The organism is Dysgonomonadaceae bacterium zrk40, from assembly GCA_016916535.1.
In the GTDB taxonomy this organism is placed as follows: Bacteria; Bacteroidota; Bacteroidia; order Bacteroidales; family Dysgonomonadaceae; genus Proteiniphilum.
This window is the reverse complement of the sequence record CP070276.1, coordinates 1395469-1415077: the sequence shown is the minus strand read 5'-3', so window position 1 is coordinate 1415077 and position 19609 is coordinate 1395469. Positions and strand designations below refer to the sequence as shown.

The 19609-nt window shown below is 47.7% G+C and carries 16 protein-coding genes; 8 read left to right on the top strand and 8 right to left on the bottom strand.

Translation table 11 applies throughout. The features are described from left to right. Positions 1 to 125 precede the first annotated feature (125 nt). The gene (locus tag JS578_05975) at positions 126 to 4172 is read right to left on the bottom strand and encodes a PAS domain S-box protein (GenBank protein ID QRX64775.1); all 4047 of its coding nucleotides are present in this window, start codon (positions 4170 to 4172) and stop codon (positions 126 to 128) included. A gap of 902 nt (positions 4173 to 5074) precedes the next feature. Between JS578_05975 and JS578_05970 the strand changes: the two genes are divergently transcribed. Next, on the top strand, positions 5075 to 7051 hold the full coding sequence (locus tag JS578_05970) for a DUF2075 domain-containing protein (GenBank protein ID QRX64774.1): 1977 nt from the start codon (positions 5075 to 5077) through the stop codon (positions 7049 to 7051). A 498-nt stretch (positions 7052 to 7549) separates the two neighbouring features. On the opposite strand, the gene JS578_05965 is transcribed toward JS578_05970, so the two are convergent. The 5 genes from JS578_05965 to JS578_05945 all read right to left on the bottom strand — a co-directional run bounded on the left by JS578_05965 (position 7550) and on the right by JS578_05945 (position 10123). Beyond that, a complete protein-coding gene (locus JS578_05965) occupies positions 7550 to 7900 on the bottom strand; it encodes a hypothetical protein (GenBank protein ID QRX64773.1) in 351 nt (116 codons plus the stop codon). Between the two features lie 51 nt (positions 7901 to 7951). After that, the gene (locus JS578_05960; GenBank protein ID QRX64772.1) at positions 7952 to 8569 is read right to left on the bottom strand and encodes a hypothetical protein; all 618 of its coding nucleotides are present in this window, start codon (positions 8567 to 8569) and stop codon (positions 7952 to 7954) included. Continuing rightward, entirely contained in the window at positions 8559 to 8900 is a 342-nt protein-coding gene (locus tag JS578_05955; protein QRX64771.1) for a DUF4878 domain-containing protein, read from the bottom strand. The genes JS578_05960 and JS578_05955 overlap by 11 nt, the downstream gene beginning before the upstream one ends. Before the next feature lie 230 nt (positions 8901 to 9130). Continuing rightward, complete coding sequence (locus JS578_05950) at positions 9131 to 9595, bottom strand: hypothetical protein (GenBank protein QRX64770.1); 465 nt, start codon at positions 9593 to 9595, stop codon at positions 9131 to 9133. A 30-nt stretch (positions 9596 to 9625) separates the two neighbouring features. Further along, a complete protein-coding gene (locus JS578_05945; protein ID QRX64769.1) occupies positions 9626 to 10123 on the bottom strand; it encodes a VOC family protein in 498 nt (165 codons plus the stop codon). 256 nt (positions 10124 to 10379) lie between these two features. On the opposite strand from JS578_05945, the gene JS578_05940 reads away from it, so the two are divergent. The 7 genes from JS578_05940 (at position 10380) to JS578_05910 (ending at position 18003) form a co-directional block, all read left to right on the top strand. Next, positions 10380 to 11777: an arylsulfatase gene (locus JS578_05940; protein ID QRX64768.1), complete on the top strand. Its 1398-nt coding sequence runs from the start codon at positions 10380 to 10382 to the stop codon at positions 11775 to 11777. Positions 11778 to 12302: 525 nt separating this feature from the next. Further along, a complete protein-coding gene (locus JS578_05935; GenBank protein ID QRX64767.1) occupies positions 12303 to 12872 on the top strand; it encodes a TetR/AcrR family transcriptional regulator in 570 nt (189 codons plus the stop codon). Between the two features lie 4 nt (positions 12873 to 12876). Further along, positions 12877 to 14019: a hypothetical protein gene (locus JS578_05930; GenBank protein QRX64766.1), complete on the top strand. Its 1143-nt coding sequence runs from the start codon at positions 12877 to 12879 to the stop codon at positions 14017 to 14019. Between the two features lie 25 nt (positions 14020 to 14044). Continuing rightward, complete coding sequence (locus tag JS578_05925; protein ID QRX64765.1) at positions 14045 to 14758, top strand: ABC transporter ATP-binding protein; 714 nt, start codon at positions 14045 to 14047, stop codon at positions 14756 to 14758. A 7-nt stretch (positions 14759 to 14765) separates the two neighbouring features. Further along, on the top strand, positions 14766 to 15941 hold the full coding sequence (locus JS578_05920) for an ABC transporter permease (protein ID QRX64764.1): 1176 nt from the start codon (positions 14766 to 14768) through the stop codon (positions 15939 to 15941). An 8-nt stretch (positions 15942 to 15949) separates the two neighbouring features. Further along, a complete protein-coding gene (locus JS578_05915; GenBank protein QRX64937.1) occupies positions 15950 to 17212 on the top strand; it encodes an FtsX-like permease family protein in 1263 nt (420 codons plus the stop codon). Between the two features lie 26 nt (positions 17213 to 17238). Then, positions 17239 to 18003, top strand: coding sequence for an outer membrane lipoprotein-sorting protein (locus tag JS578_05910; protein QRX64763.1), 765 nt, complete (start codon positions 17239 to 17241; stop codon positions 18001 to 18003). 37 nt (positions 18004 to 18040) lie between these two features. Here the strand turns inward: JS578_05910 and JS578_05905 are convergent, their stop codons facing one another. Together JS578_05905 and JS578_05900 are read right to left on the bottom strand one after the other, a co-directional pair. Then, positions 18041 to 19171, bottom strand: coding sequence for an NAD(P)/FAD-dependent oxidoreductase (locus tag JS578_05905; protein QRX64762.1), 1131 nt, complete (start codon positions 19169 to 19171; stop codon positions 18041 to 18043). Then, entirely contained in the window at positions 19171 to 19473 is a 303-nt protein-coding gene (locus JS578_05900; protein QRX64761.1) for a hypothetical protein, read from the bottom strand. Before JS578_05900 ends, JS578_05905 begins: the two co-directional genes overlap by 1 nt. Positions 19474 to 19609 lie beyond the last annotated feature (136 nt).

The window sequence follows — 19609 nt, the reverse complement described above, 5'->3', positions numbered from 1 at the left end:
TAGCATAAGCTCCAATTCTTTCAGTAGCTTGGTTAACTTCTTCACTTCAAACTGATCGGCGTAATCCACGATCCTGTTGCCGGAGTCGATCAGTATTTTGTTGTCAAACCGGCGGCCCGCCTCCGTCAGCCCCTGCCAAAATCTTCCATCTCGTCCATCAGCTGTGTGCTCATCACCTGCCGGTAGAGGGGAAGCAACTCTTCCCGGGCATGCTGCTTCAATGCATCCGACCACTCCTGCTCTGCCGCCGTCAACGCTTCACGCTTCTCAGGTGCCGGTCGTGTTGTCTGCTGGGTGTTCTTCAGATATTTGATTAGAATCTCAAAAAGCTTCTCGTAAGAGATCGGTTTCAGGATGTTCTCATCGAACAGCTGGTGGGAAGCGCTCTCGTCATTGCCGATCCTTATGGTTGCCGACACCCCGATGCAAATGATGTTTGCCGTTGCGGGGTTTTCTTTCAACATTTTACAAGCCTTCTTGCCATTCATCACCGGCATGCGTTTGTCCATCAGGATCAGGTCGGGCTTCTCCTTTGTAGCTGTCTCAACCGCCTGCAAGCCATTTTGGGCCTCCAGCAGGCGGGCTCCGGTATGTTCCAGTGCATCGAGCAGCAGTTTTCTGTTGTCTTCAATGTCATCCACAATCAGGATGGTGCTCTCTTCGAACCGGGTCTCCATGTAATCATGGAAACTCTTTTCACTCTTCTCCGGTATGTAAGTTGCTTTTGCGATATCCCTGAAAATGAGGGTGAACTCGGACCCTTCGTTCAGCGTGCTCTGCACGGTGATCTTCCCGTTCATGGCCTCAGCCATCCTCCGGCTGATGGTAAACCCCAGCCCGGTTCCGCCATAGTACTTATGAGCCTGTCCCTCTTGTTGGACAAAAGGTTCAAAGATCGCCTCCAGCTGGTCTTCCGATATGCCCATCCCGGTGTCAGAGATGCAAATCTTCAAATCCACCAGGTTTTCCTCTTTCTGTTCGTGCGTGATATCAACAGTCACACCGCCTTCAGCCGTGAACTTGATGGCATTCCCCACCAGGTTGAAGAGGATCTGGCGCAAGCGTATTTCATCCATCAGCAGTGGTAGGGTTGAGTCGATGTCAGACGCAATTGTCAGGAGCAGTTTTTTCTCCGCGACAGTGGTCTCGAACATGCCGCACACATCCCCAACCACCTGCATCAGATTGATCGGTTTCCGTTCGATCACGATCTTCCCCGCTTCCACTTTCGAGAGATCCAGGATGTCGTTGATGATTCTCAGCAGGTTGCGTCCGCTGTTGCGGATGGAAGCAACCTGCGAACGCCTTTTCTCATCCTCTATCGTGTTGTAGAGGATCTCCGAGAATCCGTTGATCGCGTTCAGCGGGGTTCGGATCTCGTGGCTCATGTTGGCCAGGAAGATGCTTTTCGCCTTGTTGGCCTCTTCCGCCTCGTGCACCGCCTCCTGCAGTTGTAACTGTATCTTCTTCTCTGCAGTGATATCCAGTAGGGTTCCCAGGAACTGGTGTGCTTCTCCTTTCTTTAAATCCCCTTTGATATAATATTTCACCCATATAAGATTCCCCTTATCGGTGTAGTGACGGAGGGTGTGCGTAATGATATTTTCACCCATCGACATTGAGTAGGCACTGTTTACAAATCGCTCCCTGTCTTCGGGATATATACTGTCAAGGAACTCCTTGAATGAATGAGGTTTTTTATCAGGGGAACGTTCAAAAATCTTGTATGTTTCTTCTGACCACTTCACCTCGTCAGTCTTTGTATTGAATTCCCAGATGCCCATCTGAGAAATTTTCTGGCTTAGCATCAGCTTGTCCTGGTTCTCCTGCAGTTCGGCTGTGCGTTCTGCGATCCTGCGTTCAAGGCTGCTGTTCAGTTCCAGGATCTTCTGTTCACTCTTTTTCTTCTCGGTGATATCCTGTTGTACTGCCAGATAACCGGTAATCTGGCCTTCTTTTTCATACAGGGGGGTAATTGAAATTGATTCCCAGTATTTCTTTCCGTCTCTCTTTCTGTTGATCAGCTCACCTTCCCATTTCTTACCCGATTCAATAGATTTCCACATTTTAGTGTACAACTGCTTCGAATTCTCACCTGATTTCAGGATTCGCATGTTTTCACCCAGCACTTCGTCATTTGAATAACCTGTAATTGTCTCAAATGCTCTACTGGCATAGCTTATTGTTCCTTTTGGATCGGTGATGACAATGGCAATGGGACTCTTGTCAATCGCTTTGTTCAGTTTAGAGATCTCCCTTTCATTTTCTTTGCTTTTTGTGATGTCTCTCACAAAACGAATGGCCAGTTTTTCCATAAACGGGACAATGCTGACCTCAAATGTGGAGTAGGTCCCTTTGTAATCGGTAGAGAACTCATGAGACACCGGCTCTCTCTTGTGAAGGCACTTTCTCAGGTAGCTAAGGTTTAACTCCGCAATCTCTTTTGGGAAAATATCACTTATCTTTTTCCCTAAAAATGATTCTTTGGGTGCCATGTACCCATCAGGGTTGGTTGTGTATGCCTCAAGGAAGGTACCTTCTTCATCATGGATGAAAAGCTTATCGGGGAGTGAATACAAGATGGCATTTAGCTTTTCGTTCTGCAGCCTGATTTTCTCTTCCTGGATTTTCTTCTCATGGATATCGATGATTTCAAGCAGGATGCACTCCTCTCCATAGTACTCAATCAGCTCTCCCCACATCAGTGCGTGCCGTTTTTCGCCTGACTTCATGCATAAAACAGCCTCCATATGGTAGACTCTGGAATGCGATTGGATCTTTTCAATAAATTCACGGCGATCATCTGTGTTTGCCCAGATTCCCATTGTTAGAGTGGTGTTTCCGATCAGTTCCTCATGGGTATATCCAAGGAGATTGGTCACGGAGGGATTGGTAAGAATAATTTCTCCATCTTTCAGCCTGATGATCGCGATGGGGATGGGGCTGTTATGGAAGATGGTGGCGAATCGTTTCTCACTCTCAATTAGCTTTTTCTCTGTCTCTTTCCGTGCGGTTATGTCGTTAAAAGCTACTATAACACCGTGATCATCAAGCGTGAACGGTGCTGAAGTTACATTGACCCATGTGATGTTGTGATCTGGTTTAAGGATGCCCATCTCCACATTCTTCACCTTTTTGCCTGAGTTGATGGCCCTGACACTGGCATACTCCTTTGCCGGCATGATGGTACCGTCGGCGCGAAATATTTGCCAGTTCCTGTCATTTATTTTTCGTTTCTTATGTTCCTCTTCCGATATTCCCAATAACTCTTCCGCGATAGAATTGGTTTCGATGATTTTTCCTTTGCTGTCTGAAATCGATATCCCTACCGGGATACTGTCGAAGAGTGTCTTGTATTTTGTAAAAGCAATCCGGACCTCTTCTTCATTCTGTTTCCTTGCAGTGATATCTTCAGTAATAAGGATGACTCCACCAATTTCCTTTTCTGCATTGAACCATGGTATGACTTCCCATTTCAGGTATTGTATCGATCCGTCCTGTCTTACAAACTTGTCATCATCATTCTTGAGAGACTCACCGTTCAATCCCCTGCGGTGAATCTTCTTCCATGCTTCCGGTATATCAGGTACAACATCATAGTGCACAGCTCCGATAATCTCTTTCAGTGAGACTTTATTCTCCTCCAACCACCGTTTGCTGGCGGCGATGTATCTCATCTCGCGGTCGAACATGGCCAGTGCTGCCGGAGCGTGCTCGATGAAGAGGCTCAGTTTCTCTTCGCTTTCCCGCAGTCGCCGTAAGCTTTTCTGCTGCGCTGTGATGTCGCTGACCGAGATGATCGCGTAGCTCTGCTTCGCACCGGCATATTTGACCGGTCCCCCGCTCACTTGGATGAAAAGCGTGATGTTTTTGTCCGTGTTGTGTTTGATCTTCAATTGTTCCTGGAAGACTTTCTCACCTTTCAGTATCCTGGCGAAGGGCCACTGTTCGTGGGAGAGAAGCTGCCCGTTCAGGGTGTAGGCATTGAAATCACTGCTCATCTTGTCGAATGTCCAATCCACGATGTCGCCCACCAGGGGTTTGAAGAGGCGGTCGAATCCCTGGTTGGTGTACAACACTGTTCCTGCATGGTCCACAACCAGTATGGTGTCGTTCAGGTTGTCGAGGGTGGTTAAGAGAAATTCAAGATGGGTGTTGGTTTGAGTGTCCATAATCTGGCGAGGCTATGCGTTTAGGAAAAGAAGAAGAAACCCCTGCAACGAAGCATTGGCTTGTTGTTTACAAATGGTGCTGTAAATATAAAAAAAATTATCTAAAGCATCCTTCATTGCTTAAAAATTTATTTCTCCTGTTTCCAATCAACTGTTTGTTTTTTTTTCATCTTCGGCTTCCTATGTTGGCTGATTCCTGAAGGGTGTATTGTCCTTATTTTTGTTGGTATTTTGTTTGAAGCTTTTTCAGTAAGAAACAATCAAAAAGTAATGCGATACAGGGTCTTTCACGTGTTCTCGGTGCCTCTAGCCTTATTGCACCCTTATAGCACCCTTATATCCACTCCAAAAAATATCGGAGTGGATATTAAGTTAGAATAAGGGAACGATAAAGCTTCAGGTATCCAGCAGCTGCGGATACAGAGGCTCTCTAAGTCTTTCAGTGTGACGGGGAGGGAATAATGATAAGAAGGCTATTGCTTACTTTCTAATGTACAATCTTTTGTACAACATTCTGATGAATCCCGTTAACACGATGAAACCGATACCAACTATTAAGCGGTATTCAACAAAAGGATTGTCAGGAACCAAATTCGTTAATGCGACAATCAGTACAGCCAGAGCTGCTAACCAAACTACAAACAGAAGAATGAGAATGCTCTTTTTCATGTCTTTTATATACTCGATATGCAAATGTAGTTTTTTGAAATGTCAAATTGAAATTATCTCATTCATTATTAAAGAAATTAGAGAAAGTGTCATTTTAAATTTCATATAAATGTGTGTTGTTCGTATATTTGCATTTTAACCAAATATGTAATCCAAGATATAATCTTTCATTGTTTTTCAATATATTCAAAAATTGAACCTTCCGACTACCTATCGATAAATAAACATAGCCCATGCTGAATTATTACTTTGCAGACACAATTCGCTCGTTTTTAACAAAGGGGATTGATCAGATTATTGGGGAAATCACCTTATCAAACCAGTTTGACTCAAATTTGAATCAAAACCATTCGTGGGAGGCTGAGATACACTTCCTTCAAGAGGCACTTCAAGAGTTAGAGGGAACAATTTTCTTTGAGTTTTCAATTCCCCGTATGGGTAAAAGAGTTGATACATTGGTTATAATTGAAGGTGTTATCTTCGTGATTGAATTCAAAGTGGGGGAGCACCGATATAACCAAGCCAGCGTGGAACAAGTATGGGATTATGCGCTTGATTTAAAAAATTTTCATGAGCCAAGCCATGAGGCACTCTTGGTACCTGTACTGGTTGCGACAGAAGCGAAAACAATCTTCAGTGAAATTGTTACCACTTCTCATAACGACAATCTGATTCTTCCAATAAAAACCAATGGACGGAATTTGAAAAATATCATTCATGATGTGTTAGAATTCTACCAAGAGAAACAAGTTATTGACCAGATTGGCTATGCTACTGGTAGATACTCTCCAACACCAACCATTATTGAGGCTGCAATTTCTTTGTACAAGAATCACACTGTTGAAGAAATTACACGTAGTGATGCCGGTGCTAAAAATCTCACAAAAACAACAGAAACCATTTCTAAGATTATCACTCATGCAAGGGAGAATCACCAAAAGATAATCTGCTTTGTAACAGGAGTACCAGGTGCTGGGAAAACACTTGTTGGTTTAAAAGTGGCGACAACACACTTGGATGAAGAAGATGGTGAAGCGAGCGTGTATCTTTCTGGAAATGGACCATTGGTTTCAATACTACAAGAGGCTTTGGCTCGTGATAAGATCAGTAATGAAAAAGAGAAAGGTATTACTTTAACAAAAGGCAATGCAAAATCAAGTATAAAAACATTTATACAAAATATTCATCATTATCGAGATAGTTATCTTGTTGATCTTACTGCTCCTTACGATCATGTTGCAATTTTTGATGAAGCACAGAGAGCGTGGAATAAGGAACAAACAGTCTCTTTCATGAAACGAAAAAAGAACATTCATGATTTTGACCATTCCGAACCAGAGTTTTTAATCTCCTGTTTGGATCGACATGAAGATTGGGCTGTGATTGTTTGTTTGGTAGGCGGAGGCCAAGAAATCAATACGGGAGAAGCCGGTATTTCAGAATGGTTGGCTGCAATAAAGAATAGTTTCTCTCATTGGGCAGTTTACATCTCACCCAATTTAACTGATTCAGAATATGCAGCAACAGATTCAATTGCTGCACTAGTAGATATTACTAAGGTTCAATTGAATCCTGATTTGCATTTATCAGTTTCAATGCGTTCATTTAGAGCAGAAGATCTTTCCCTGTTTGTGAAGAATCTTTTGGATCTTCAGAATGATAAATCGATTGAATCATTCAATCAAATCAAAGAGAAGTATCCAATTGTGTTGACAAGGAATTTGCATAAAGCCAAAGAGTGGTTAATCGATAAGGCAAGAGGAAGTGAACGATATGGAATTGTTGTATCATCACAAGCTCAGAGGCTTAAGCCATACGCAATTGATGTGAAATCACCAATGAATCCAGTTCACTGGTTTTTGAATGGAAAAGATGACATACGGTCCTCTTACTTTTTGGAAGATGTAGCTACAGAATTTCATGTACAAGGTTTAGAGTTGGATTGGGCCTGCGTTACCTGGGATGGAGATTTAAGGTATTCTGATGAAGGATGGAAAACATACGAATTCAGAGGGAGTAAATGGCAAAATATCAATAAAGATGAGCGAAAACAATATTTAATTAATGCTTATCGGGTCTTACTCACAAGAGCAAGGCAAGGCATGATCATCGTTGTTCCAGAAGGAAATAGAGAAGATTTGACCAGAAAGCCGGAATATTATGACACAACACTTGGTTATCTACAGAGCTTAGGGATACCAGTAATATAGAATTTAGCATCTATTTCTCCTCACTGCCTGATCTTTTAGTCATTTATTCTTTCTTCTTCTTTCTTCATCGAAGATTACGGGGATAGACCAGATCATTCTGCGTGCTTCTCCAAATCTGTAGTAAACATCCCATTCAGGGATCAGATTCACAACTCTCAACGCTTCCTGATTCAATATCTCATTGTCTGAACCTCTTATGATGTAAATACTATCCGGCTTGCGTGTTTCACCTGACCGAATAGAAACAATCACTCTCACCCTCTCTTCTTTCAGATCCGGAATCTTGTCCCAATCAATATTTCTGCTGATAAACTTCGGAAGACTATCCGGCTTTATGGAGAATATGGATTTATAGGATCTTGAATTGTCATACGTTTTTTGTGCGGTTAATAATCCATTCTCAAATGTCAGTACCTGCTCGGTTTCAAAAAAGTAATTGTATCCATCATGGATGTAATGAATGAGTTTGCCTTTTGGGATGATGACTTTACCGGTAAATCAGGTGGCTTTAACCCTGCCATTCACACATTCGGGACCAAATATGGTTTTTAAATCGGACTTGATGCTGTCATCGTAATAGGTACAACTGAAAATATTGGTCAGAAATATTTCATTGTCGATCAGTGTCCATTCTGCAATGTATCCGCGCCAACAGGCAGTCGTTAATCCGGCATCTTGGTCCCCGAAAAGATTTGGTCTCAATGAGTCAACGTCGACACGAAGTTCCAGTGGATTTGACAAAATAACGAGGGTGTCGCCATCCCATATCAAAATATCTCCTTCCTGTCCGGTTGCAAAGAGAGCAATCGAAAAAATCAAAACCATTAATATGTTGACGAGTCTTTTCATGATGTGCGCACTGATGAATTATGCACATTAATGGATATGATTGCAGATATTTCAATCACTGATTAAATCATTGCTGTTATAGAGGCAGTGAAACAGCTCGTGCAGGTAGATGTCGTCGAGTCCGTAGAAGAGTCGACCGGCAATTTGCAGGCCGGGTGTGATCAGCTCTTCGCCAAAGGTGTTGTTGATCGATTTTGCCACCAGCTCGGAGCAGTAGAGCTTGTCATCGCTTGTCAGATCGAAATCGAGGTCGAAAGGGATCTCGCTTTCATAGAAGATACCTGCTTGTTCCACGATCCCCTTTTTCACAGAGTCGGGCGCGTCGATCGCATAGAGCGCCCACTCCCTGGAGTGGCTAATGAATGATTCCAGGGGCTCATCCCGCACAATGCCTTTGCCCGTGAGCTCGTTCGCCTCGATGTGGTAGACCTTGTAGCCCTCCTCGACATGATGGATGATACCTGAATGGGAATAACGTTTCTCTTCTGAGGATACTTTTCGGAAGATATTTGAAAAGTAACCATCCCCCAGCCGGACGATCAGGTAGGCGCTGTCATTCAGTTCAATGGGGAGCACCAGCTGCTCAGGCATATGAATCTTTCCCGTGCAGCCGGTGACCGACAGGATGAATAGAATCAGGCAACAGGCTAAGGGTTCTCTATTTCTCACTCTCCATATGAACCAGCCACTTCCCATCGACCTTCACCAGTTCAATTACATCTTCCTTGCCATCCTGATCTTCGAAATAGACCCAGGCACTGTTATCGACCACCGAATCCCTGAGGAAGGTAAATTCATAATCGGGATTCACCTCTATCCCACCGAAAGCGCTTGCCATGTCAAGCATCTGGCCGGTAGTCTCGGTGGCATACTTCTTCGCTTCGTCCACTTTTCCCTTTGAGAGATTGTCCAGGAATGAATTGGCGGCATTCTTCGGGCCGGATGAGGAACACGAGAACAATAAACCCAGTGCCAGGATCAATAGAAAATTCTTTTTCATGACTCTTTGATATAAATTGGTTATAAAAATTAGAATAGAAAAATAGTGTTTATGGTAAATCGATATTTAATCCAAAAGAAGCTGTATGTTCTGTTATTTCCCATTCATTACCAATGACTCAGTTTGCAAATGTAACAAATATTTAGAAAAAATGATGTTTTCAACTATTTTTTTTGTATGCCTGTTGCCTGAAGGATATTCTAAAGTAACTTTTATCCCGTTTATTTTCCTCAGAAGTTGATCTCCACATCCAACTGCCTTCCTTCATCCGCTGCTTTCTTATCCAGGCCGGTACCTATCGCCAACCCGATGGATAATCCGAAAGGAATACCAATGGCTAAATATCCCATGTTGCCTAGGCTGGCTCCGAAGACAACGCCAAGAGGTACTCCAAAGGCAGCTATTCCCAGGGCCAGCCAGACGTTGCGATAGTGATTTTTCGGCACCAGCTTCAGCTCTTTCTCGATCAATCTCAGGATGTCAGTCTGCGTCTTGCGGAACTGTTTGAAGTATGCTTTTTCAGGTTCCATTGCAGGGTCTATCAGGTCGATGTTGGTATTGATGGACTGAACTACCTTATCGGGGAGTTCCCTTTTTCTCAATTCCGATAATAACCTCTCAAATTGCACATAGGAATCGATTAACTGTTTATTTCCACCGATACCCTTTCTCTTTTTTAGTTCATTGATTTCCATTTTCTTTCGATGTGATTTGTTGTTGTTCCTCTACTGTTGGTTCTCCGCCTCGCTGAGGAGATCCCGCACGTTGAGGGCTTTGGTGAACATGTTGAGCGAGCCGTCGGCCTCCACCGGCCACTCATCCTTCGGCTTGTCCCAGTAGAGCTCCACGCCGTTGCCGTCGGGGTCGTTCATGTAAATCGCTTCCGACACCCCATGGTCGCTGGCTCCGGTGACCGGGTAGCCGGCTTCCAGCAGCCGTTTCAGGATCAGTGCCAGGTCGCGCCGGGTGGGGTAGGCGATGGCGGTGTGGTAGAGACCCACCCCCTCAAGCGGTGCCTCGGGCATTCCCTCGCTGTGCCAGGTGTTCAGGCCGATGTGGTGGTGGTAGCCGCCGGCAGAGAGGAAGGCGGCCTGCTTGCCGTACATCATGGTGACCTCGAAGCCGAGCAGGTCGTGGTAGAAAGAGAGGGCGCGCTCCAGGTCGGACACCTTCAGGTGAATGTGACCTATGCGCACCTGGGGAGGTATTGCATATTGATTCATACAGTCAAAACAGTTATTTCGTGCTGAATGTTTTCCATCTTACCCTGTTTAAATCAGTTTCAATTTTAATGGGACTAAATTGTAAGTTATCCCTTTTTGTATCCTTCGCTATTTACAAGACTGTTCCGTTTCAGACAAAATTATTAACTTTGCTTGGTATAGGAACAACAATGAAAAAAAAGTACACAGCCAGTCTGAGTAGTTCAAGGTTGTGATCGCTATAACGCCATTAAAAAAGTATCAAAACAAAACAATAATGACCAGGAAAATATTTAGTGCAATGCTGGGAATAGGTGCGATCACCTCTTTGCATGCACAGCAGAAACCAAATGTTGTTTTCATCCTTGCAGATGATTTGGGCTATGGGGATATTAGCAGCTATGGGCAAGAAAAATTTTCAACCCCAAACATAGACAAGCTTGCTTTAAATGGAACACGATACACAAGAAGCTATTCAGGTGCAACTGTTAGTGCCCCTTCACGTGCAAGTCTGTTGACCGGACTGCATACCGGACACGCACCCATAAGGGGAAACAGGGAAATTCAGCCTGAAGGACAAGCACCACTGCCTGCAGATAGCTATACGATATTCAGTTTGTTTAAAGAGGCCGGTTATCACACCGGTGTGTTTGGGAAATGGGGACTCGGATATCCCGGTTCAGAAGGAGACCCGATGAATCAGGGAGTAGAACAGTTTTTTGGATTTATCTGCCAGCGGATGGCGCATAACTATTATCCAACCCATTTGTGGAGCAACAACAAAAAGGTGGAGTTCCCTGAAAACCTGAACGGTGGTTTGGGTACCTACTCACAAGATCTTATACAGGAAAAGACATTGGAGTTCATCGAAAGTCATAAAGAGGGCCCGTTCTTTTTGTACGTTCCATTCATGCTCCCTCACGCCGAGTTGATTGTTCCTGAAGATAGTGTTTTTCTGAACTTTAAAGGAGCATTCCCCGAAACTCCCTACAAGGGAAAAGAACCGGGAGATACCTCTGTCGGGGGGTACAGGTCACAAGCGTTTCCCAGGGCTACGCATGCTGCGATGGTAAAAAGAATTGATTTGTATGTGGCAGAAATAGTGCAGAAATTAAAAGATGAAGGTGTCTATGACAACACCCTCATCATTTTCACCAGTGACAACGGACCGCATAAAGAGGGCGGAGGTGATCCTGACTTTTTCAACAGCAATGGAATTTACAGAGGTTATAAAAGAGATTTGTATGAAGGAGGAATTCGGGTTCCTACAATCATTTCATGGGAAGGTAAAATAGCTTCAGGGACAGAAAACAACTTCGCATTTGCCTTTTGGGATTATCTTCCGACGTTTGCTGAGATATTAAATGTTGCTGTTCCCGTCGAAACAGACGGAGTCAGCATTTTGTCTACACTGCTGGGTGATGAAGGTCAAAAAGAGAGGGATTACTTTTATTTTGAGTTTGAGGAGCTGGGTGGCAGGCAAGCTGTGATTAAGGGCGACTGGAAATTAGTTCACCTGGACATCAGAAGCGGTGGTGTGTATGAGCTTTACAACATTGCTTCAGACCCATCTGAGAATCATAACATCATAGACAGGTTCCCGGAAAAGACCAAAGAGCTGAAAATGATAATGAAGAATGCAAGAACAGACCACCCCGACTGGCCTTTGCGTTAAAACATGAACAGGATTGGAATGGAGTTGTGTCACCCGGTCCGTCAGAGATTGGATTCGATTACTCCTACATCATGGCAGCAACAGCCGACAGGGTTCCATGCGTATTTATGGAAAATCAAAGAGTGGTAAATCTGGATCCGAATGATCCGATTCAGGTAAGCTACAAACAAAATTTTGAAGGTGAACCTACGGGGAAAGAAAATCCTGAGTTACTCACAAAACTACACCCCAGTCATGGACATGATCAGTCTATTGTTCATGGCATTTCTCGCTCCTGCTACCTTCAGGGAAGCTCTCTCCGTGTGGATTCGTACTTGTAGGTGAGCGAGTCGGCCCTGTACCCTGGCGCACCGTTGAGCGGAGTGATGAGGGTAATAGTTGCCGTAAAAAACGAACTGAAGATATAGCCACACAGAATCAGTAATTTAAATTTTAACTATACGAAAGGGGTAAAAGTTTGCGCAAAACGTAATAAATGACTTTATTTGTACAATTAATTGGTATAAGTACGTTATGAGCGCAACTATGAAAAGCAAAAAGTATCGGGACACCCTCACCGCCGCCCGTGAATTGTTCTGGAAACATGGCTTCAGAAGGGTCACCATACAGGAGATATGTGAGAAGGCAGGAGTGAGCAAGATGACCTTCTACAAATATTTCCCTAACAAGATAGAACTTGCGAAGACCGTCTTTGCCTATGAGGTGGAGAAGGGTATGAAAAGATTCTCTCAGCTGTTGGAGGAGAATATCAGCGGCGAGGAGATGCTGAAAGAGATGATCCGGCTCAAGGCGGAGGGTACGAATGATATCAGTCACGAGTTTATGGAGGACTTCTACCTGGACAACGAGCCGGAGCTGAAGATCTTCGTGGAGGAGAAATCGAAGGAGGCCTGGACCAGGCTGATAAACGGATGGAGGAAGGCACAGGAGAAAGGCGTCTTCAGAAAAGACTTCAAGCCTGAGTTCCTCTTCAGCGTGGCGATGAAAATACAGGAGCTGCTCAAGGATGAGGAGCTGGCTGCGATGTATGACTCCACCCAGGAGTTCATCTTTGAGTTTACCCGTTTCATCGCTTACGGAATATCTAAAAGATAACAATGTGAAGCTTTTACGGTATATCCTGCTGTCATGGCTGTTGCTTATCGCCTCTACCTTTGCCGGAGCACAGGAGCTGCTGTGCTTTAAGGGCCAGCTCTCGGCATACACCCATCTCAACCTGGACAATGAATACCCCTGGTGGAACGGCGTGCGTTACATCCCACAGCTGAATGTGAATATCCCCACCGTAAACAACAGGCTGATCGACTTTGAAGCGTCGGCAAACCTCTATGGGAACATCGGGATGAGCGATCTCACCAATTATAACTGGAATGGGAGGATCAAGCCCTACCGCCTCTGGGCGCGTTACTCCGGCAGTCAGTTTGAACTGCGCGCGGGACTGCAGAAGATCAACTTCGGGTCGGCCTCCATTCTGCGTCCGCTGATGTGGTTCGACCAGATGGACCCGCGAGACCCGCTGCAGCTGACCGACGGGGTATGGGGACTCCTTGGACGTTACTACTTCCTGAACAATGCCAACCTATGGCTCTGGATGCTGCATGGCAACCATGATCCGAAAGGATGGGAACAACTCGGCACCCACCGCTCACTGCCCGAGGTGGGGGGACGACTGCAATACCCTGCCGGTAGCGGCGAGGCAGCCCTCACTTACCACTACCGTGTTGCGGATGGCAGTGCGCTTGCGGAGGAGCTTCTCCCGGCTGAACGCATCCCGGAGCACCGCCTGGGGTTCGATGCCAAATTCGACCTGGTGGTGGGCTACTGGGTGGAGGCTTCCTGGACACATATGAAGAGGAATGTGGGAATCATGACCAACCAGCAGATTCTGAACCTCGGTGTGGACTACACCTTCGGGTGGGGCAACGGGCTGACACTGACCTGGGAGCAGCTGCTGGCAGCCTATGATGAACAGCCGTTCCGCTTTCAGGAGCCGTTCACCTTCTCACTGCTCAGCGCCCGCTACCCGGTGGGGCTGTTCGACGAGGTGAGCCTGATCTCCTATTTCGACTGGCGCAACAGGTCGTCCTATAACTTCATCAACTGGCAGCGACAGTTCAACAGGCTGACACTCCACCTGATGGGGTACATCAACCCGAAGAATTACAATATACCCACGCAGCAGGGTGGCGGTAATATGTTCGCCGGCACAGGCCTGCAACTGATGCTGATATACAATCACTAAAAAAGAGACGCTAGAACAGATGACAATGGATAACAATGCAATCATTCAGATCAGTGAGCTGACAAAGAGTTTCCCCATGGGCAAGAGCGCGTTCACCGCCCTGCGCGATATCAACCTGTCGCTGGGCAAGGGTGAGTTCACCGGCCTGATAGGTCCCAGCGGCTCAGGAAAGACAACACTGCTCAATATCGTCGGCTCACTTGATACCCCCACATCGGGAGAGGCATGGGTGCTGAACCAATCGGTGGGAAGGCTGACAGCCCGGGAGGCGGCACAGCTACGCAAGGAGAGCCTGGGCTTTATCTTTCAGAGCTATAACCTGCTGGCGGTGCACACCGTCTTTGAGAATGTGGAGTTCCCGCTGCTGCTGTTGAAGATTGGCGCGGCAGAGCGAAAAAAGATGGTGATGGATGCCCTGGAGTGGGTGGGACTGACCGACAAGGTGCGGTCGAAGCCACCCCAGCTGTCGGGAGGAGAGTGCCAGCGCGTGGCCATAGCACGGGCCATGGTGAAGCGACCCTCACTGGTGCTGGCCGATGAGCCTACCGCCAACCTTGATGCAGCCAACTCGCACCACATACTGAAGACCATGGTGAAGCTGAATGAAGAGCTGAAGACGACCTTTCTCTTCGCCACCCACGACGAGAAGATGATAGGCTATCTCAGGAGAAAAATATTTCTCCTCGACGGGAAGGTAGCAAAGGATGAATGGGTGATGGCAGACCAAACAGCAAAATGAGCATCTGATGAAAACAGCACTTAAACTTGCATACCGCAACCTCGTGGGTGCCGGGCTGCGCACATGGCTCAACGTGATCGTCTTGTCATTCTCCTTTGTCGTGATCATATGGCTGAAAGGGATAATGGTGGGGTGGGACTACCAGGCGAAGAGCGACATGACCAACTGGGAGATAGGGGGCGGACAGTACTGGCATGAGCAGTATGATCCCTACGATCCCTTCACGCTGGCAGAGAGCCATGCCCCCATCCCGCAGCAGTTCAGCGATGAGATAGCACGGGGTGATATGGTGCCGCTGCTGATGGTGCAGGGTACTCTCTACCCGCAGGGACGGATGCAGTCGGTAGTGATTAAGGGGATTGACCCTGACCAGGATCTCCTTCTGCTGCCGACACAGCGACTGGATACGGTGACCGATGCTGTCCCCGCGATCATCGGTGCAGCCATGGCCCGGAGCCTGCAGTTGGCGGAGGGTGATTACCTCACCATGCGCTGGCGCGATGCCGGAGGCACTTTCGACGCTACTGATGTTGTGATCACCGCCATCTTCTCCAGCAATGTGCCGTCGATAGAGGCTGCACAGCTCTATATCCCGCTGGAGACCCTCCGTGAGATGACCATGATGGAGGGACAGGCGACCCTCCTCACCTTCCGTGATGCCGAAGCGGAGAGAGCTGCAGTGCAGGGGTGGGTGCACAAGCCGAAAGAGGTGCTGACCGCCCCGGTGGACAGGATCATCAAGACCAAGACAGTGGGACAATCGGTGTTCTATACCATCCTGCTGCTGCTGGCCATGCTGGCTATCTTCGACACACAGGTGCTCTCCATCTTCAGGAGACAAAAAGAGATAGGGACCTATATCGCGCTGGGGTATACACGGCGGGAGGTGGTGGGTCTCTTCACCGTGGAGGGCGCCATGCACTCCATCCTCGCGGCACTGGTGGGGGCGCTCTACGGCATCCCCTTCCTGGCGTGGCAGGCCAGGGTGGGATGGACCATCCCCATGGATGCCGGTGATTTCGGCATGGCCATGGCACAGACACTCTACCCCATCTACAGCGCCGGTCTGGTGATCACCACGGTGCTGATCGTGGTGCTGATCACCACGATCGTGAGCTACTGGCCATCGAGAAAAATAGCAAAAATGAACCCAACAGAAGCATTAAGAGGGAGAATACAATGATACGATTCCTGATCAACGGACTGTTCCGCGACAAGAGCCGCAGCCGGCTGCCCATCATCGTGGTGGCTATAGGGGTGATGCTCACCGTCTTCATGAATGCCTACATCACCGGCTTTATGGGTGATACCATCGAGATGAACGCTCGCTTTACGCACGGCCACCTGAAGGTGATGACAAGGGCTTACGCGGAGAACGAGAGGCAGGTGCCGAATGATCTGGCGATGACGGAGGTGACTGCACTGAAGGAGGAGCTTGCCGGCCGCTTCCCGGAGCTGGACTGGGCCGCACCTATACAGTTCGGGGGGCTGGTGGATGTGCCGGATGAGAAGGGTGAGACACGGTCGCAGGGTCCTGCTGCCGGCATGGGTGTCGACCTCCTATCGCCGGAGAGCAGGGAGGCGGAAAGACTCAATATCACCGGATCGATTGTGCGGGGAAGGATGGTGCAGAACCCGGGGGAGGCCCTGCTGGCCGAGCAGTTCTCACAGAAGCTGGGGGTGGACCCCGGCGATGAGGTGACCCTGATAGGGTCCACAATGTACGGAAGCATGTCTATATACAACTTCATCGTGGCCGGAACGGTCTCCTTCGGTGCAGAGGCGCTGGACCGTGGCAGCATCATCGTGGACATTGAGGATGCACGTCATGCACTCGACATGAAGGATGCTGCGGGTGAGCTGGTGGGCCTGTTTGACACAGGATACTACGATGATGAACGTGCACTGGAGGTCGCACAGGCGTTCAAAAGCGCTTATGAGGGGGATGACGATGACTACGCACCCGTGATGAAAACCCTGGCACAGCAAAGGAGCATGGGTCAGCTGATAAAGATGCTGGATGTCTGGAGCTTCTATATCATTGCCGTGTTTATCATTGCGATGGCTCTGGTGCTCTGGAACGCCGGCCTGCTGGGAGGACTGCGGCGCTATGGTGAGTTTGGTGTGCGCCTCGCCATGGGTGAAGAGAAAAGCCATCTCTATCGTACCCTGATCTATGAGTCTGTTTTTATCGGGATCGCGGGAGCCATCATCGGTACGGCGATAGGGCTCTTTTTCGCCGCGCTGATACAGAAATATGGCATCAACATCTCGGGAATGATGGAGGGCTCTGCCATGATGTATCCCTCGGCAATAAGGACACGCATCACGCCGGTGGACTACTACATTGGTTTTATCCCGGGTCTCTTATCTACCGTGGTGGGGGCGATGCTCGCCGGCATAGGGATCTACAAAAGGAAGACATCACAACTGTTCAAGGAGCTGGAAGCATAGGGGGCTTATCGCTAAAAAACAATGATATGAAAAATAAAGGTTTAGAAATAAAAATCAAACGTGCCATCACATTGTTGTTTGCAGTTGCGGCACTCCCTCTGCAGGCGCAGCCGACGGCGGACCAGATCCTGGAGCGGATCGACCGGAATCTGTCGTCAGAGAACCGGGTTTTTGAGTCGTCTATGACCATCCATGGACGGCGGAGCAGTCGCACCATCACCTCTAAGACCTATGCGGTGGGCGACAAGCGCTCCTTCACCGAATACCTCTCACCTCCCCGCGAGGAGGGGACCAAGATGCTGAAGCTGGAGGAGCAGCTCTGGATTTACTCTCCCTCTACCGACCGTACCATACAGATATCGGGGCACATGCTGCGCCAGTCGGTGATGGGATCGGATCTCTCCTACGAGGATATGATGGACGACCGTAAGCTGACGGAGACCTATAACGCTGAGGTGGTGGGGACCGAAGAGATCGGGGGGCGCGACTGCTGGATACTGCAGCTCTCCGGCAAGGTGGATGACCTGGCCTACGCCTCACGCCGCCTCTGGGTGGACAGGGAGCGCTATGTCCCCCTGAAGGAGGAGCTCTTCGCCAAGAGCGGTAAGCTGCTGAAACGCTCTGAGATGAGCGACGTGGAGCAGATCGAGGGGCGCTGGTTCCCCCGCACCGTTTTCTACCGCGATATGCTGAAGCAGGGGAGTGAGGGTACCGAGTTCCGGATTACCGATATCCGGTTTAACCAGGAGATACCGGATTACATTTTCTCCAAGGCTGCACTGAAACAGTAGAACAATTTCCTGTAGGGGTAACAGGAAACAACACCCATTATCCAACGTTCATTTTCCTGTGTTTCAGGAAATAGTGAGGGATAAAACTGCGGTAGTCATACTCATTCGTGGCGATCACCTTTTCCAGATAGAACAGGCCGAAAGCTGGACGTTTCGTGAGGTGATGCATGAACCGCTTCAGGATAAAAGGTCGATAGAGGATTTTCTGTAACCGAAAGGCAGCGGCGATGTTTTTCCGCAACGGCTTCACTAGTGCTCCATAATGGCCGGTCGCACTCTTACGGCCGTCGTTGTCCGCAGCATCGATTGCCTTACCTGCACGCAACCCGCTCAACAAGGCGAGATAGATCCCCTCGCCGGTGACGGGGTCGGCGAAACCGGCTGCGTCGCCTACCAGCAGCACGTTGTTTGGCAATCCCCTAAGATTGGGAAGTTTGCCCGATGGGATAGGGGCCCCTTTCCGGTTTACCGGCTTTATACCCAGCTGTCCGAAGAAATTATCTGCTTGTTGCAGGATGTTGCCCTCTTTGTGTGCTCCTCCAACCCCCAAACAGTCATATCCCTCTTTTGGGAACTGCCATCCGTAACCATGACCTGAAACGCCGAAGAAGATCTTCATCTCATCCTGAATCCCGGGATCGGATGGGATTGCTCCTTCAATGCAGAAGTAATTGTAGTTCTTCCTGCCACTCTTCTTCAACAGCACGCTGCTGCAGCCATCCGCACCCACCAGATAGCTGTACCCGAGTCTCTCCTGCCCTGCCTGAAGGGTCTGCGATGTGAAATGGATATCTGCCGGCTTCACTCTTCTGTTCTCGAGCACCTCTCCACCATAGTGCAGATATTCACCGATAAGAGCGTAATCGAACAGCGTTCGTTCAGTAAGGTAGCAGGGCTCTTTCATCTGGAATGTGGTTACCTTCTCGCCTTCAAGGTAAAAGTGAACCCGGTTTGTTTGTTTTACGATGAAGCGATCGGAATTAATTTCGGGACACTCTTTCCGCAAAAGTTGCAAGGTCTTTACAGTGAGTAGTCCCCCGCACAACTTGTTGCGCGGAAAGGCGGACTTATCGATGATGCAGGTCTTGTAACCTTTCTTTTGCAGGGCGATACCGGCCATGGATCCCGCAGGACCGCCGCCGATGATGATGACGTCGTAATGTTTCATCAGTTACCCGTTGTGAAAAATTCCACCTTGCCGCATTTGGGACAAATATACAACTCGAACTTCTCCCTGTTTATAAAGAGCTCAAACAGATTGCCGAACACACCGGTTCTTGTTCCTTCATGGAACTTGTGTTCTCCGGAATAGCGCATTTTTACACCACATCGTAAGCAGTTAATCTCTTTGTATTCGTGCGGCAAATCGTTGATCTCAACAACCTGCTTATCGGCGAAGCTGTAATTGCAGTTCCAGCACAACTCAAAGTTATCTTCTACTTCAGCATTGCAATGAGGACAGGTTTTCATAGTCGACTTTTTTGTATGAAGGTGAAATGTAAATCCGGGTGATTCAAAGAACATGTCAAAAATAAAGATTAATATCTTTATCAACAAATTATCTTTTTGCTTGTTAAAATGCTGCACAGGTGAAGTGTCTTTTTTT